This is a genomic window from Algihabitans sp. (assembly GCF_965226985.1).
Lineage (GTDB): Bacteria > Pseudomonadota > Alphaproteobacteria > Kiloniellales > DSM-21159 > Algihabitans.
The window spans coordinates 4264869-4278636 of record NZ_OZ245712.1; the positions used below are offsets into that span (position 1 = coordinate 4264869).

Sequence of the window (13768 nt, forward strand, 5' to 3'; positions counted from 1 at the left end):
GCTCGTCGCAGATGCTTTTCCCAGCCTTGATCGGCGATACGGGCCCACGGGGACCGAAGCTGACCGGGGCCAGGGTTCTGTTGCGCCAGCCCACGTCGCGGGATTGGCGGTCCTGGTCGGCGTTGCGCCATGCCAGCCGCCAGTTCCTGACGCCTTGGGAGCCTGCTTGGCCGCACGATGCGCTGACGCGCGCGGCCTACCGCCGCCGCTTGCGCCAACAGGCGGCCGAGTGGCGCCAAGGGCTGGGCGTGACCCTGTTCATCTTCGACCTGCGCAGCGAGCGGATGCTCGGCGGCATCAGCGTGACCAACCTGCGGCGCGGCGTGGCGCAGACCGCAAGCCTTGGATATTGGGTCGGCGAACGGCAAGCCCGCCAGGGACTGATGACCGAGGCGCTTCTGCTGACTTTGGACTATCTTTTCGGCGGTCTTGGGCTTCACAGGATCGAAGCTGCTTGTCTGCCGCATAACGTCGCGAGCCGCCGTCTACTGGAAAAGATCGGCTTTCAGGAGGAAGGCCGGGGGCGGGACTACCTGCGCATCGCGGGGCAGTGGCAGGATCATGTGCTCTACGGGCTGCTGGCCGACGATCCGCGCGGCCTTGAGTCTCCGGCTTGGTCGCGCGCGCGCGCCGACAGGGCCGCTGCGCTCGACGCCGCGGCGAAGTAGCTTCTTTCTGCAAACCCTGGTGTCCGGGCGGCGTCGACGTATATTCTGCGGCCATGCAGACCACGATGCTCGTTTTGATCCTGATCGCCATGCTGATAACGCTTGGCGTTCTTTTCACCGGCCTTCTGGCCATGGCGCGCGGCGGCGACTTCAATGCCAAATGGGGCAACAAGCTGATGCGCTACCGGATCGTTTGTCAGGGGATCGCGCTGGCGCTCTTCGCCGTCGCCCTGCTCGTCGGCAAGGGCGGCTGACGCCATGGTGCAGCTGACCCGGATCTATACGCGGGGGGGCGACAAGGGCAAGACGTCGCTCAGCAACGGAAAGCGCGTTCCCAAGCACGACCCGCGCGTGGCCGCCTACGGGACGGTCGATGAGGCGAATGCGACCCTCGGTTTGGTGCGGCTGCACTGTGGGCCGGAAGCCGACGCGATGCTCGCGCGGATCCAGAACGACCTTTTCGACCTGGGCGCCGATCTAGCGACACCCGAAGACCCTAATCTCGAGTATGAGCCGCTCCGCATCGTCGAAGCTCAGGTTACTTGGCTCGAGCAGCAGATCGACCGTCTGAACGCGGATTTGGAGCCCTTGAACTCCTTCGTTCTCCCCGGAGGCTCGCCGGCCGCCTCGTATCTTCATTTGGCGCGGACGGTCACGCGCCGGGCCGAGCGCGATGCCACGGCCTTGGCTGAACTGGAAACCGTCGGGACTCAGCCGGTGCGCTACCTCAACAGGCTCAGCGACCTTCTGTTCGTGATGGCTCGCCACGAGAACGATCAAGGCCGCAAAGATGTGCTTTGGGTGCCGGGTGCCAATCGCTGAAACGGCCGTCGGAAAGGCTTTCCCGCATGGCCGGCCGAAGTCTTGCGAGCGGGCTGCTGAAAGGCGCGGAACGGGCGCGGCGGCTTGCGGGGATCTGTGCCGAAAGAGGCCGCCGGCGGTTGCCGCTTTCGCGGGTTTCCCTTTGCTGGTGGCGAGATTGACTTGCCTATGACCCACTTCTATGTTGCGACCGCGAAGGGTCGGAGGATGCCGGCGCTTCGGCCCCAGTCTGACTGTACTTTTGCACCAGTCGAAAGCGAGAGGCGGGCGCGCTGGATAGCCAGCCGTGAAATTCTCATCCTGCGGACAGTGTAGATAAAGAGCGGAAGCGGAACGCCGATGAAGGTCCTGGTCCCGGTCAAGCGTGTGATCGACGCCTATGTGAAGGTCCGTGTGAAAGCGGACGGCTCCGGTGTCGAGACGCAGAACGTGAAGATGTCGATGAACCCCTTCTGCGAGATCGCCGTGGAAGAGGCGGTTCGCCTGAAAGAAGCTGGTACGGCGAGCGAGATCGTCGTGGTGTCTTGCGGGCCTCAGTCGAGTCAGGAGACGATTCGCACGGCGCTGGCCATGGGAGCCGACCGCGGCATCCTGATACAAAGCGACGAGGCGCTCGAGCCGCTGGGTATCGCCAAGCTCCTGAAGGCTGTCGCCGAGAAGGAGCAGCCTGAGCTGGTGCTGCTCGGCAAACAGGCCGTAGACAGCGATCACAGCCAGACCGGCCAGATGTTGGCGGCTCTGCTCGGATGGTCCCAGGGGACCTTCGCCAGTAAGATTCAGGCGGCCGACGGGAAGTTGACGGTTACCCGGGAGATCGACGGCGGTTTGGAAACCGTGGACCTCAAGCTGCCGTCGGTCGTCACCGCCGACCTGCGGCTCAACGAACCTCGCTACGCCAGTCTGCCCAACATCATGAAGGCCAAGAAAAAGCCTATCGAGACCATGACCGCCGCCGATCTGGGGGTCGATGTCGCGCCCAGAACCAAGGTCCTCAAGGTTTCGGAACCGCCGGCACGCGAGGCGGGCGTCAAGGTCGCGAGCGTGACCGATCTGGTCGAGAAACTGAAGGCCGAAGCCAAGGTCATCTAGAACATACGCGAGGGAACCCCGGATCATGACTGTTCTGGTCGTCGCAGAGACGGAAAACAACGCTCTAAAGGGCCCGGTCCTCAACACGGTTGCGGCCGCCAAAGCCTTGTCGCAGGCTGGTGCCGGCGAGATTCATATTCTGGTTGCGGGCGATGCCTGCGCCGAGGCTGCGAGCGAGGCCGCGAAGATCGGCGGTGTCGCCAAGGTCGTGAAGGCCGAGGCGCCGGCCTATGCCCACAGCCTCGCGGAAGCCGTCGCGCCCCTGGTGGCCAAACTGGCGGCCGAATACAGCCACGTTCTGGTCGGCCACACGACCTTCGGCAAGAACGTACTGCCGCGTGTTGCTGCGCTCTGCGACATGCAGATGATCTCCGATATCTCCGCCGTTGAGGGCAGCGATACTTTCGTGCGCCCGATCTACGCCGGAAACGCTCTGGCCACGGTCCAGACCCAGGACTCCATCGTCTTCCTGTCGGTGCGTGCGACCGCCTTCGACGCTGCGCCAGGCGAGGGCGGTGCCGCTGAGATCACGGAAGCTCCGTCGGCCGACGATCCCGGCCTTTCGAGTTTCGTCGGTCACGAGTTGACCGAGTCCGAGCGTCCCGATCTGACCTCCGCACGCGTGGTGGTTTCCGGCGGTCGCGGCATGCAGAACGGTGAGAATTTCGCGATGTTGGAGACGCTCGCCGACAAGCTCGGGGCTGCCGTCGGCGCCAGCCGGGCTGCGGTCGACGCCGGATACGTGCCGAACGACTATCAGGTCGGGCAGACCGGTAAGGTGGTTGCGCCGGACCTCTACATCGCGGTCGGGATCTCCGGTGCGATTCAACATCTCGCCGGTATGAAAGATTCGAAAGTGATCGTCGCGATCAACAAGGACGAAGAGGCGCCGATCTTCCAGGTCGCCGACTACGGCCTCGTGGCAGATCTCTTCCAGGCCGTGCCGGAGCTGGAAGCAGAACTCGATAAATCCGCGTGACCTCCGGAGGTCTCAGCGCAACCAAGGACCCAGCAGTCGATGTCCGATACCGCTAACGCACCGCTCTATCCCGAGAAAATCAGCACCATCGGAATCATCGGCGCCGGACAGATGGGGAGCGGTATCGCGCAGATCTGCTCCCTGTCCGGGTATGAAGTCCGGCTGCAGGATGTCGCCGAAGACGCTCTTGAGAGGTCTCTGGCCGGCATTGCCCGGCAGATGGACCGGCAGATCTCGAAGCAGAAGCTCAGTCAGTCCGATCGGGACGGTGCGTTGGAACGCATCAGGACCAGCACCGAAATGGGCCTGTTCGAAGACTGCGAGCTGGTCATCGAGGCTGCGACTGAAAACGAAGAGTTGAAACGCGATATTCTGGTCAAGCTGTGCCCGGTTCTGAAACCCGACGCACTGATCTGTTCCAACACCTCCTCGATCTCGATTACCCGACTAGCTGCGACCACGGATCGCCCGGAACGCTTCATGGGGATGCACTTCATGAATCCGGTGCCGGTGATGCAGCTCGTCGAGCTGATCCGCGGTATCGCCACCTCTGACGACTGTTTCCAGCGTGTCCGCGAAGTGACCGAAGCGCTGAGTAAGACGCCTGTGGCGGCCGAGGATTTCCCGGCTTTCATCGTCAATCGCATCTTGCTGCCGATGATCAACGAAGCCGTCTATACGCTCTATGAGGGTGTTGGGACGGTCGAGGCCATCGACGTGGCCATGAAACTGGGCGCCAACCATCCCATGGGGCCGTTGGAACTGGCCGACTTCATCGGCTTGGATACCTGCCTGGCGGTCATGTACGTGCTGTATGAAGGTTTGGCCGACTCGAAGTACCGTCCCTGTCCTCTGCTGGTGAAGTACGTCGAAGCTGGCTGGGTCGGCCGAAAGGCCGGTCGAGGCTTCTACGACTACAGCGGTGAGAAGCCGGTTCCCACGCGCTGAGCGGGACGGCGCTTCCGTAGCGCTTACACGCAGCGGCCCCCGTCCACCTCCATCAGAACGCCGGTGATGAAGGCTGCTTCGTCGCTCGCCAGGAAGACGGCAGCCGTAGCGATATCCTGAGGCGTCGACAGGCGCCCCAGCGGAATGGTCGCGACGAACTTTGCGCGGGCATCGGGGGTGTCCGCAACACCCATGAAGGTTTCCAGCAGACCCGTTTCCCCGATGACCGGACAAATCGCATTGACCCTGATCCGGTCGGGCGCCAGCTCCACGGCCAGCGACTTGGTCAAGGTGTTCACGGCGCCTTTCGTGGCGTTGTACCAGCTCAGACCCGGGCGGGGGCGCAGGCCGGCCGTCGACGAGGTGTTCACGATCACTCCGCCGCCTTGCTTGCGGAAGACTGGCACCGCCAGTTGCGTAGCGTGAAAGATCGCCTTCACATTGACATCGAAACAGAGGTCGTAATCGGCTTCGGTGATCTCAAGAAGCGGTGCGTTGCGGTGGCTGTAGCCGGCGTTGTTCACCAGGATGTCGAGTCTGCCGAAGTGGTCGACCGTCGTGTCGATCATGCGCGCGACCTGCTCGCGTTGCGTGACATCCGCCTCGACCGCTACCGCGTTGCCGCCGATCTCCTGCAGTACGGTTTCGGCGGCCGCGCGATCGATATCGGCGATGACGACCTGCGCGCCTTCGATCGCGAAGCGCCGGGCAATTCCAGCTCCGAAGCCCGAACCGCCGCCCGTGACGACAGCGACCTTGTCGGTTAACCGCATTGTGTCCGCCTCTAGCTTGTTTTGTTGCGAATCGAATGAAATCATACGACTGCGCGTCGGGCAAAGCCGGTGTGCGGAGAGTCGTTCAAAAGAGAAAGAGGATACCGATGTCCGCTTATGTCGTCGGGTTGGTCGATATCGAGGATGTCGAGACATACGATCGCTATCGTGCCCGCACGCCCGAAGTGATCGCACAGTACGGCGGTCGCTTTCTGGTGCGCGGTGGAGAGCCCAAGGTTCTGGAAGGCGATTGGCCGGCGCCCCGCGTGGTCGTGATCGAGTTTCCTGACGAAGCGGCGGCGCAGCGCTTCTACGACTCTCCGGAGTATCGTGAGATTCTACCGATCCGGCAGCAGGCCTCCCGAGGGACACTTGCGATTCTTCCCGGGGCGCTGCCCTAGCGACAGGTCAAAGGGGGGGTAGGGACGTCGCATGACGCTTCCTGCTGGCGATACGGGATGGAGCCGGCCTAGCCGGTCCGAGGCTCGGCTTCAAGCAGTCGGGTCCGATTGCTTTATCGCTGCGGTCCGGGATGATGCGGGTCTACGACGGCTGCTTGCGGCTTATGACGCGCAGACAGCGAGCTTCGCCCCGCATCTGCCTCCCGCATCGCGGTTTCAGCGACGCGATCTTCTGGTTTACGGCATGACGGCACGGACCGAGTTTCTAAACTCCGAACCGTCAGGACGACCACCTGCCGTCGTTGCAGCTCTGTTTCGCGCTGCTGCCGGACCCCGCTTGCATCTTCGCCCGGCCTACTACCGCTTGGTGACCGTTGGGGAGGCCGAGGTGTTTCTGGTCCTGCTTCCGCTTTCGTCAGGTCAGCAAGGCGAGGTCGTTGAGGTTCTGGCGGCCTTCGGTCGTTAGGCGAGCGACGTTGTCGGCCAGTTGCCGACGAAACTCCAAACGGCTCAGTTCGACCAGGAACAGCGTTTGGGGTTGCTGCCGTTCGGGAATCGTCAGAGCTTCCAGGCAAGGCAAGACCCGCTGGAAGCCGTAGGGTTTCGAAGGCAGTTCGCTTCTCCGCGTGTGGAAAATCGTTCCCGTATGCCAGTCCGCCCGGAAGAAGCGTTCACCCATCAGGCGCACCAAGCGGGTCGTCAGCAAAGCCAACCCCCGTCCACGCATCGCAGGATCGACGAGCGTGCCTCCCGAATAGGAAATTCTGCCGCTGAGATCGTAGGCTCTCGGTAGGATCGGGCGCATCGCTGTCCGATTCCTGTGTCCCGGCCTATGAAACAGTCCACCGCTTCTGAGGAGTGCTGCGAAGCTCTCGATTTCGAAGAAGCGCACGGCGTTGCAAGCCAGGAAGCGTCCGTCTGCCCTTCGCAGCACGACCGAACCGCTGTTGCTCTCGTCGAGATCCGAGCACATTGGATCGAAGGTCGGGTTGAGCCACCCGTTCTGTTCCGAAATGGTTTCGACCCAGGTCTGCGGACCTCGCTGAATATCGAGGAGGATGCCCGACGCCTCGCAGAGACGCGCCAGTCGTTCGGCGAGCTTTAGGGTATTTGGGTCGAGAGGCGGCCAATTCTGCGGAAAAAGCCTTTGGTTCGGAATGTCAGCTCCGGCAGTGACTGTTCCGGCGGTCGCAACTCTTGCAGTGGTAACGTCGGCATTCATAGCGGTGGCTCCGATTCTTCAAGCTAGCGTCGAACCCCAGTCGCACAGAGCCGAGACCGAATGGCGGCAGCTTGTCAGGCTCGGTTCAAACGCGGTCCTAAGTGAAGAAAGCCAAACGGCTTACGTCACACACGTGAACCGCACTCTTGCTCCATTGGTGACCATGTTTCCTTCCGTTTCCCGGCGGCAGTCTCGCATGTGAATTCTCCCAGTGCGGTGAGTGCGCTGATAGTCGAGATTGCATCCAATGGTAGCAAAAATTTTATAATGAAAGACCAGTCATTGAAAAACGTTCTAAGGGCTCCTCGCCTATAAGGCCAGGGGTCGTCACGCAGGTTGTCGCGGAAAGTGGCTGCGCCGTCATCGACAGGTCAGACAGAAACGTTAGATTGCCGGCAATGCTGCATCTGCGAAGGAGAGATCATGTTCTCGTTGGAAGGTAAGCGCGGTCTTGTCGTCGGGATCGCCAACGACAAGTCGATTGCCTACGGTTGCGCCCGCCAGTTCCGCCGGCAGGGCGCGGATCTCGCAGTGACGTTCCTCAATGCGAAGGCGGAACCCCACGTACGGCCTCTGGCGGATGAGTTGGGAGCTGAAATCGTCGTTCCCTGCGACGTTCGCGAAGCCGGTCAACTGGAGGCGGTCTTCGAGGAGATCGAGGCTCGCTGGGGCCGGCTCGACTTTCTGCTGCATTCGATCGCCTACGCGCCGAAGGAGGATCTGCACGGCCGGGTCGTCGATTGCAGTCAGACCGGTTTCCAGCAGGCCATGGACGTGTCCTGCCACTCCTTCATCCGGATGGCTAGGCTGGCAGAGCCTCTGATGGCCAAGGCTGGCGGCGGGTGTCTGATGACCGTGACCTTCTACGGTGCCGAGAAGGTCGTACAGCACTACAACTTGATGGGGCCGGTGAAAGCCGCGCTTGAAGCTGCAACGCGCTACATGGCTGCCGAGTTGGGCGAGAAAGGCATCCGTGCCCACGCCATTTCACCCGGTCCGCTCTTGACGCGCGCCGCAAGCGGTCTCGACCGTTTCGAAGCTCTGATGGATCAGGCGCGCGAAAGGGCCCCCGGGCAGCGGCTTGTAACCATTGAGGAGATCGGGTCCCTGGCGGTGTATCTGGCGAGCGACGAGGCGGCAGCCTCCACTGGAACGCTCGCCTATATCGACGGCGGTTACTCGATCATGGATTGACCGGCCGGAGACTCAATCCTCCGGCGTTGGGAGTTAGGCGTTGGCCGGCATGACGTAAGCGGCTACCGAAACGAAGTGCGCCGCACTGGCGACCAGCACGAGTCCGTGCCAAACCGCATGGTTGAAGGGAAGGCGCCGCCAAAGATAGAAGACCACGCCACCCGTGTAGAGAAGCCCGCCGACGATCAGCAAGTCCAAGCCCGTCGGCGGCAGGGACGCAACGATTTCCTCGCCTGCGACGGCCAGTCCCAACCAGCCGATGCCGAGATAGAGCGGCACGGACAACCAAGCGATCCGGCGGCCGCGCGGCAACAGCCGTGTAACGACCTCCAGCGCGACGCCTGCCAGGGCGAGGGCCCAGACGGCCGCGAACAGCGCCGTGCCGATCGGCGGATCGAGAGCCAGCAAGGTGAAGGGTGTGTAGGTGCCGGCGATCAGCAGATAGATGGCGCAGTGATCGCAAACCAGGAAGACCCGTTTCGCGCGGCCGGGCGGTAGCCCGTGGTAGAGCGTCGAGGCCAGGTAGCAGAGAATGAGACTGCTACCGTAGATCGCTGCTGCCAGGGTCGCGGTCGCGCTTTCGCGCTCCCAAGCCAACCAGAGTAGAAAGATGAGTCCGCCGGCGCTGGCGACGGCGCCGAAACCGTGGAGGGCGGCATGTACGACCTCCTCAGCTGGCGTATAGCGCTGGTCGCTTCTCTCGACATTACTCATGAGAACTAGCTTAGGGGTTGGCGACGATCCGAGTGAAATCACTAAAGGTTTCATCAGTGGAGTTCGAGATGTCTCGGGGTCGACGCCTCGGCGACGTTTAACCGGTGGATTGTCATAGAGCGGTTACGTGCCAGCGAGCTTGTGGTCTGGCATACTGTACAAACAATGGGGAGAGGGAAGCTTGGATAACGACGAACGATAGGGAGACCGTAGAGATGTCGCCTAGTTCTGTCCCTCAGCCCGACTTCCAGCCTGTGCCGCTCAGCCGACCACGAGAGTCCGGGACCTTTCGGCGAGAGGCTTGGAAGCGATATCGGGCGGCTGCCCACCGTTTTGCCTCCGAGCCCGAAGACCCGGCTGCGGCTGTTGAACTTGAGCAGGCTGCGGATGGTCTGCGTCGGGTCGCCGCTATTGCGGCCTGGCGGCGCGCGTAAGGCCGAATTATCGTCGGCTCAACCGCGAACGGCTGTTTTCGAAGACTGGATTTCAGTAACCGGCCAAGCTTTATCGATTGAGCCTAAGGTCCGTTGACGCCGAGTCAGGCGGGTCGGCCGAAGAGCCGAGTCTGATTTCGACCGACTGAGCTGGTTGCATCGCTGATGAAGCGGCGTAGCAAACACAGTAGAACACGCGCACCACCCGCGCCCGACAGCGGCAAGAAAGCTCCCTCGTAGCGATATAGGCTTCCGAGCTGTGCGTCGTCGTCGCGGAAGGTTGCGAGCCGTCCGCCCTTATGTTCGAGCCCGCTCTCATGATCGAGCACCGACATCTCGAGTGAGTTTAGATCGTCCCAAGAGTCCAGTAGGAAGTCGCGCAGCGGCCCCTTGATCGCTGCGACCGGACGTCCTGTCGGCTCTTGACCGAACAGTTCGACGACACCTGTGCCCGCCAGACGATAGCGGGGCGTCCCATCTGGAGTCTGCGCGTCCAGTAAGGCGAGACACGGCAGAAGGGTCCGTATTTGGGCCGGATCTATGTCAGCGCGGGTCGGTAGCTGTCCACGCCGATGGAGAGATCGCCAGTAGGCTACGGTGTCGACCAGCTTAACATGGTAGCCGGCTTCCAGGAGTTTCCGGCGCAGGCTGCTCTCGCTCGCCATGATGTCGGTTCCAAGGCGTGACACCGAGATTTCCGCTTCGGTCGGCATTGAGATGCGATTTTGTCGGAGCGATCTAAACCGCCGCCCCTCCATGATCGGTGCGTTCACGGACTTGCCCCCTGTGTCACGCCGGAACCTGACAGCGTTTCTACCAGTCACAGCTTCTGCTGCGTCGTTGTGGTTTCGCGTTAGTCCGGCTAAAGGCCCCTTCACTGTAGTTCGCCAACATGAACCCAACTGAATTTCTTGCAGCCGCAGTGATCCGCAAAGGGTTACGTTCCTAATGTTCAGGTTAACTTATAGTTAAAGCCGAGTGGCCGGCAAGGCTTAGATCGCCTCATATCCACACGGCCAGTATCGGTTTGTTGGGTGAGTTGGTGTGAGTTGAAGACTGGCGGTCGATATATTTCTCCTATTCGGCTAAATATATGGCTCTTCCGGGATCGAATAAAAAATACTCACCTAGGTTGAGGGTGTCGGTATTTTCTCAATTACTTGATGGGCTGCATCATTTCCAGATCGATTTCATCAACTAAATTTAGAATTCGCTGAGCTTCATATTCTCGTAACGGAGAATTTGATATCAGAACTTATGAAATACAATCGCATGTAAATTGAGACGTGTCGGCCTTTCTCATCTTTGTAGGCCTAGAGCAAGCCGCAGGCCGGCCTTCCGTGCTCTGGCGTTTTCGGTGCCTCCGCGCGCCGATATCTTCGTCGAAGCTTGTCGAGCGACCAAAGTCATAGAGCGACTGAAAACCGAGTGCACGATTGCAAACGCTGCTGTCGCTGTGCTGCGCTCGGCTTGGTGAAACATACTCGACGCCTTGACGGGCACCCCCAGCACAGCTGTCGAAACGCAGGTCTCCCACTAAAATGGCGGCGTCATATTTTTGAAGCCAAAGGTAGTGTCAACTTCGTCAATTCTATCTTTAGATATGCGCTCTAGACCCTCAGCAAAGCTGTACGCGAGAGCAGTTCCGAAAAGGGTTCTGAAACATGGCGAGCCTACAACGGCGACTGGCCTCGGCAATCGTATGGCGGTACGGCCTGGCCTTAGCGCTCATCGCCTCCCTCTCCGCGGGCGCCTTCGCCATCTTGGTGATCACTATCTCTGCCGAGGAAAAACAGGCCGATCTGCTCCGCCTTGTGATCCAGCAGCAGGCGGAAAGCCAGCGCTTGGCCTTCTTTGCGAATGCCTATGTCGCGGCGACCAACGAACCGGATCGTTCCGACTACCAGCGTGAACTGCTTCGCAGTATCGAGGCCATGGAACGTCGCCAAAACCTCTTGATGGAAGGCGATGCTGATCAAGGCATTTCCCTGGCAGACGTTGGGCGGGTGCGACAGCTCTTTTTGGCTGGAAGCAATCCTTTCGACCAGCAGGTGCGACGGTTCATTGCGCACGCCCGGGCTTTCTACGATTTGCCGCCGGGCCAGGTGAAGCGTGATCATGCCGAACTCTTGGCACTCAATCTCGCCGGTATGAATTTCATTCCTCAAGGATACGATCTGATTTCCGACGTGCTTGCCAGCGAGCGCGACGGAACGGTGGATTGGCTGAAGAAGTTCGAAATCGGTCTCTTCGCCGCGATGCTGACCCTCTTACTCCTGGAGGCGATCTTCATATTCCGGCCTTTGGCGCGAAAGATCGTCCAGTCGGTCGAAGAGCTTGAGATATCTCGGGAAGAGACCCGCCTCATGGCTGAGAAGGCCGAGAAAGCCAATCGCGCCAAAAGCAATTTCCTGGCTTCTATGAGTCACGAACTACGGACACCGCTGAATGCCATTATCGGGTTCTCCGATTCGCTGGAGCATGAACTCTTTGGGCCGCTCGGTAGTCCGCGATACCGGGGATATGCCCACGACATCCGCAGAAGCGGAGAGCATCTTCTCAATCTGGTGAATGACTTGCTCGACCTGTCACGGGCGGAGGCAGGGCGGATGACTTTGGAGGAGGAAAACGTCGATCTGGCCACAACGACTGAGGCAGCTCTGGCCATGATGCGCGACCGAAGCGATCAAGCCGAGGTGACCCTGCTTTGCGACCTGCAAAATGACTTGCCGTATCTCGCAGGTGACACGCTTAAGATTCGTCAGATCCTGATCAACCTTCTCTCTAACGCGGTGAAGTTCACTCCGGTCGGAGGAAAGATCCAGGTCTCGGCTAGACGCTTTGAGGACGGCACCCTCCGTTTGAGCGTGGCGGATACCGGGTCTGGAATTCCCGATACCGAAATACACCGTTTGATGAAGCCTTATGAGACTCTTAGTCCGGGTGTTGCCGATGACCGCAGCGGTACGGGTTTGGGGCTGGCCATTGCCAGCGATCTGATGCGCTTGCACGGCGGTAGCCTCGAGTTAACCAGTCAACCCGGCCGAGGGACTGTTGCAACCATGTGCTTTCCCGCGGAACGCGTTACCTTGCGCGGCCGCTCCGAAGCTTCGGCCGATATGGTTGCCTGACCGAGTCAGCCGGCTGGGACGACGCTCCGACGAGCCTATCTTCTTGCACAACTTTCGAACGCAGTGTTCTGCCTGTTCGGTTCCGCTGTCTTCAGTTCGTGACACTCCGTATTCTGAAATAAATTTCGACTTCCCAGTGCAAGTATTGGGGTTCTCATAAAATAGGGTGAGATATTCATTTGAATAAAATCGGCGTTGGCTGAGATTCCTTGATCAGTAGGCGTCGTGTTCAAAGTAAAGAGACTTCTCCGAGCAGCTGCGCGGTGTGTGGTGCTGGTCTTCTGTGTTGCGGCAACGGCCGAGGCGCCCACACCCATCATGTGCCGAGTGCCGCCGCTCGATCCACTCCCACTTGTCAGTAGCGGTTTCGGACCTCGGGGTGACGGTTGGCATGCCGGCGTCGACTTCCCGGCAGCCGTCGGTACGCGCGTGCAGGCGGTTGGCCCCGGTCCCGTTGTACGGGCAGCCATGCACCCTACGTTCGGACGCGTTGTCATGCAGCGTTTGGGGTCGGGCAGTCGACCGGGGTTAGGTCTATACGCGGTCTACGCGCATCTGGAAGCCTTTGCGGTACGACCCGGAGATATTGTGACTGCTGGCGATACAATCGGCACAGTCGGCAGCACGGGACGCAGCACCGGACCGCATCTCCACTTCTCGCTGCTTCGGGATGTGCCGGACGCAAAGGTGCGCTGGAATGGACCGATCGGTGTTCGTGAATACGACTATGCCGTCGATCCCGCGCAGGTCGAGGGATGCCTGACGGCTCAGTGACGTCTCCGAATGGCATCGCCTGGTGAATCTACTCCGGAGTCTGAAACGTTCGTCTTCCACAAGGGAACGTTTCAGCCTCCTGGGGGCGAGCCTTCTACAGCAGGATCGCCTTAGGTGGAATCGCTCCGGCGACCCCACCTAAGGCGTGAATCTTACTCTAATCACAGGTTTGGAGTGCGATTCACGTTTTTGACGGAAGCGAAGTCGCTTCCGTCAAACACGATTGCGCTCTAGTCAGGCCGCGCTCAGGCGATCCAAGACCTGCCGGGCTGTCTCGTCGTTCTCTTGAATCAAGTCCTCCCACCAGGACGGTTCGATTCGATCGGCATCGTACTGGATGGTCAGTGTGAACATGAGCGGATTGACGTTAGCCTTGTGAACGCCGTCGATCGCGTCAAGCAGCCGTCCGCCAGTTGTGCTCTCGATCTGCTTGAAAAGACTCACGGCGCCGATGCGGTACCGAAGTTTAATCCTGCCCCTGTTATGCGAAATAATTCTCAGGTGGCGCCGTAGTTTCATTACGAGGTCTTGATCGATACTCGACATTTCGTTCTCCGGACAGATATTTTCGGTAAATTGACTTCACAAATCGAGTATTTCGAGCTGCCGATTGCTTCGC

Annotated in this window: 15 protein-coding genes; 10 read left to right on the top strand and 5 right to left on the bottom strand. The window is 60.3% G+C overall.

Annotated features, from left to right (window positions below):
* The first annotated feature begins 11 nt into the window (after positions 1-11).
* The 6 genes from ACO054_RS19560 (at position 12) to ACO054_RS19585 (ending at position 4506) form a co-directional block, all read left to right on the top strand.
* Positions 12-668: a GNAT family N-acetyltransferase gene (locus ACO054_RS19560; protein ID WP_421708265.1), complete on the top strand. Its 657-nt coding sequence runs from the start codon at positions 12-14 to the stop codon at positions 666-668.
* Positions 669-721: 53 nt separating this feature from the next.
* Positions 722-922, top strand: coding sequence for a twin transmembrane helix small protein (locus ACO054_RS19565; RefSeq protein ID WP_421708266.1), 201 nt, complete (start codon positions 722-724; stop codon positions 920-922).
* A gap of 4 nt (positions 923-926) precedes the next feature.
* The gene (locus ACO054_RS19570) at positions 927-1490 is read left to right on the top strand and encodes a cob(I)yrinic acid a,c-diamide adenosyltransferase (protein WP_421708267.1); all 564 of its coding nucleotides are present in this window, start codon (positions 927-929) and stop codon (positions 1488-1490) included.
* A 339-nt stretch (positions 1491-1829) separates the two neighbouring features.
* The gene (locus ACO054_RS19575) at positions 1830-2579 is read left to right on the top strand and encodes an electron transfer flavoprotein subunit beta/FixA family protein (RefSeq protein ID WP_421708268.1); all 750 of its coding nucleotides are present in this window, start codon (positions 1830-1832) and stop codon (positions 2577-2579) included.
* 25 nt (positions 2580-2604) lie between these two features.
* Positions 2605-3558 carry an electron transfer flavoprotein subunit alpha/FixB family protein gene (locus ACO054_RS19580; RefSeq protein WP_421708269.1) on the top strand — a complete coding sequence of 318 codons (954 nt, stop codon included), beginning with the start codon at positions 2605-2607 and terminating at the stop codon, positions 3556-3558.
* Between the two features lie 39 nt (positions 3559-3597).
* The gene (locus ACO054_RS19585) at positions 3598-4506 is read left to right on the top strand and encodes a 3-hydroxybutyryl-CoA dehydrogenase (RefSeq protein ID WP_421708270.1); all 909 of its coding nucleotides are present in this window, start codon (positions 3598-3600) and stop codon (positions 4504-4506) included.
* Between the two features lie 23 nt (positions 4507-4529).
* On the opposite strand, the gene ACO054_RS19590 is transcribed toward ACO054_RS19585, so the two are convergent.
* Positions 4530-5279, bottom strand: a complete 750-nt coding sequence (locus ACO054_RS19590) for a glucose 1-dehydrogenase (RefSeq protein ID WP_421708271.1) — start codon at positions 5277-5279, stop codon at positions 4530-4532.
* Between the two features lie 107 nt (positions 5280-5386).
* Between ACO054_RS19590 and ACO054_RS19595 the strand changes: the two genes are divergently transcribed.
* Complete coding sequence (locus tag ACO054_RS19595; RefSeq protein ID WP_421708272.1) at positions 5387-5680, top strand: DUF1330 domain-containing protein; 294 nt, start codon at positions 5387-5389, stop codon at positions 5678-5680.
* A 415-nt stretch (positions 5681-6095) separates the two neighbouring features.
* Here the strand turns inward: ACO054_RS19595 and ACO054_RS19600 are convergent, their stop codons facing one another.
* On the bottom strand, positions 6096-6902 hold the full coding sequence (locus ACO054_RS19600) for a hypothetical protein (protein WP_421708273.1): 807 nt from the start codon (positions 6900-6902) through the stop codon (positions 6096-6098).
* Between the two features lie 423 nt (positions 6903-7325).
* Here ACO054_RS19600 and fabI point away from each other — a divergent pair, with 423 nt between their 5' ends.
* Positions 7326-8096 (top strand): enoyl-ACP reductase FabI, encoded by a 771-nt coding sequence (gene fabI, locus ACO054_RS19605; RefSeq protein ID WP_421708274.1) that lies wholly within the window; start codon positions 7326-7328, stop codon positions 8094-8096.
* Positions 8097-8129: 33 nt separating this feature from the next.
* Here the strand turns inward: fabI and trhA are convergent, their stop codons facing one another.
* Entirely contained in the window at positions 8130-8810 is a 681-nt protein-coding gene (gene trhA / locus ACO054_RS19610) for a PAQR family membrane homeostasis protein TrhA (RefSeq protein WP_421708275.1), read from the bottom strand.
* A 538-nt stretch (positions 8811-9348) separates the two neighbouring features.
* Positions 9349-9933 (bottom strand): PAS domain-containing protein, encoded by a 585-nt coding sequence (locus ACO054_RS19615; RefSeq protein ID WP_421708276.1) that lies wholly within the window; start codon positions 9931-9933, stop codon positions 9349-9351.
* Positions 9934-10908: 975 nt separating this feature from the next.
* Here ACO054_RS19615 and ACO054_RS19620 point away from each other — a divergent pair.
* The gene (locus ACO054_RS19620) at positions 10909-12375 is read left to right on the top strand and encodes a sensor histidine kinase (protein WP_421708277.1); all 1467 of its coding nucleotides are present in this window, start codon (positions 10909-10911) and stop codon (positions 12373-12375) included.
* A gap of 318 nt (positions 12376-12693) precedes the next feature.
* Entirely contained in the window at positions 12694-13149 is a 456-nt protein-coding gene (locus ACO054_RS19625) for a M23 family metallopeptidase (protein WP_421710391.1), read from the top strand.
* Between the two features lie 234 nt (positions 13150-13383).
* Here the strand turns inward: ACO054_RS19625 and ACO054_RS19630 are convergent, their stop codons facing one another.
* Positions 13384-13695, bottom strand: a complete 312-nt coding sequence (locus ACO054_RS19630; RefSeq protein WP_421708278.1) for a hypothetical protein — start codon at positions 13693-13695, stop codon at positions 13384-13386.
* Positions 13696-13768 lie beyond the last annotated feature (73 nt).

What these genes read in the sequence shown, in the direction of transcription:
- ACO054_RS19560 (WP_421708265.1), top strand. Translation starts at nt 12, where the DNA reads ATGCTTTTCCCAGCCTTGATCGGCGATACGGGCCCACGGGGACCGAAG.
- ACO054_RS19565 (WP_421708266.1), top strand. Translation starts at nt 722, where the DNA reads ATGCAGACCACGATGCTCGTTTTGATCCTGATCGCCATGCTGATAACG.
- ACO054_RS19570 (WP_421708267.1), top strand. Translation starts at nt 927, where the DNA reads ATGGTGCAGCTGACCCGGATCTATACGCGGGGGGGCGACAAGGGCAAG.
- ACO054_RS19575 (WP_421708268.1), top strand. Translation starts at nt 1,830, where the DNA reads ATGAAGGTCCTGGTCCCGGTCAAGCGTGTGATCGACGCCTATGTGAAG.
- ACO054_RS19580 (WP_421708269.1), top strand. Translation starts at nt 2,605, where the DNA reads ATGACTGTTCTGGTCGTCGCAGAGACGGAAAACAACGCTCTAAAGGGC.
- ACO054_RS19585 (WP_421708270.1), top strand. Translation starts at nt 3,598, where the DNA reads ATGTCCGATACCGCTAACGCACCGCTCTATCCCGAGAAAATCAGCACC.
- ACO054_RS19590 (WP_421708271.1), bottom strand. Translation starts at nt 5,279, where the DNA reads ATGCGGTTAACCGACAAGGTCGCTGTCGTCACGGGCGGCGGTTCGGGC.
- ACO054_RS19595 (WP_421708272.1), top strand. Translation starts at nt 5,387, where the DNA reads ATGTCCGCTTATGTCGTCGGGTTGGTCGATATCGAGGATGTCGAGACA.
- ACO054_RS19600 (WP_421708273.1), bottom strand. Translation starts at nt 6,902, where the DNA reads ATGAATGCCGACGTTACCACTGCAAGAGTTGCGACCGCCGGAACAGTC.
- fabI (WP_421708274.1), top strand. Translation starts at nt 7,326, where the DNA reads ATGTTCTCGTTGGAAGGTAAGCGCGGTCTTGTCGTCGGGATCGCCAAC.
- trhA (WP_421708275.1), bottom strand. Translation starts at nt 8,810, where the DNA reads ATGAGTAATGTCGAGAGAAGCGACCAGCGCTATACGCCAGCTGAGGAG.
- ACO054_RS19620 (WP_421708277.1), top strand. Translation starts at nt 10,909, where the DNA reads ATGGCGAGCCTACAACGGCGACTGGCCTCGGCAATCGTATGGCGGTAC.
- ACO054_RS19625 (WP_421710391.1), top strand. Translation starts at nt 12,694, where the DNA reads ATGTGCCGAGTGCCGCCGCTCGATCCACTCCCACTTGTCAGTAGCGGT.
- ACO054_RS19630 (WP_421708278.1), bottom strand. Translation starts at nt 13,695, where the DNA reads ATGTCGAGTATCGATCAAGACCTCGTAATGAAACTACGGCGCCACCTG.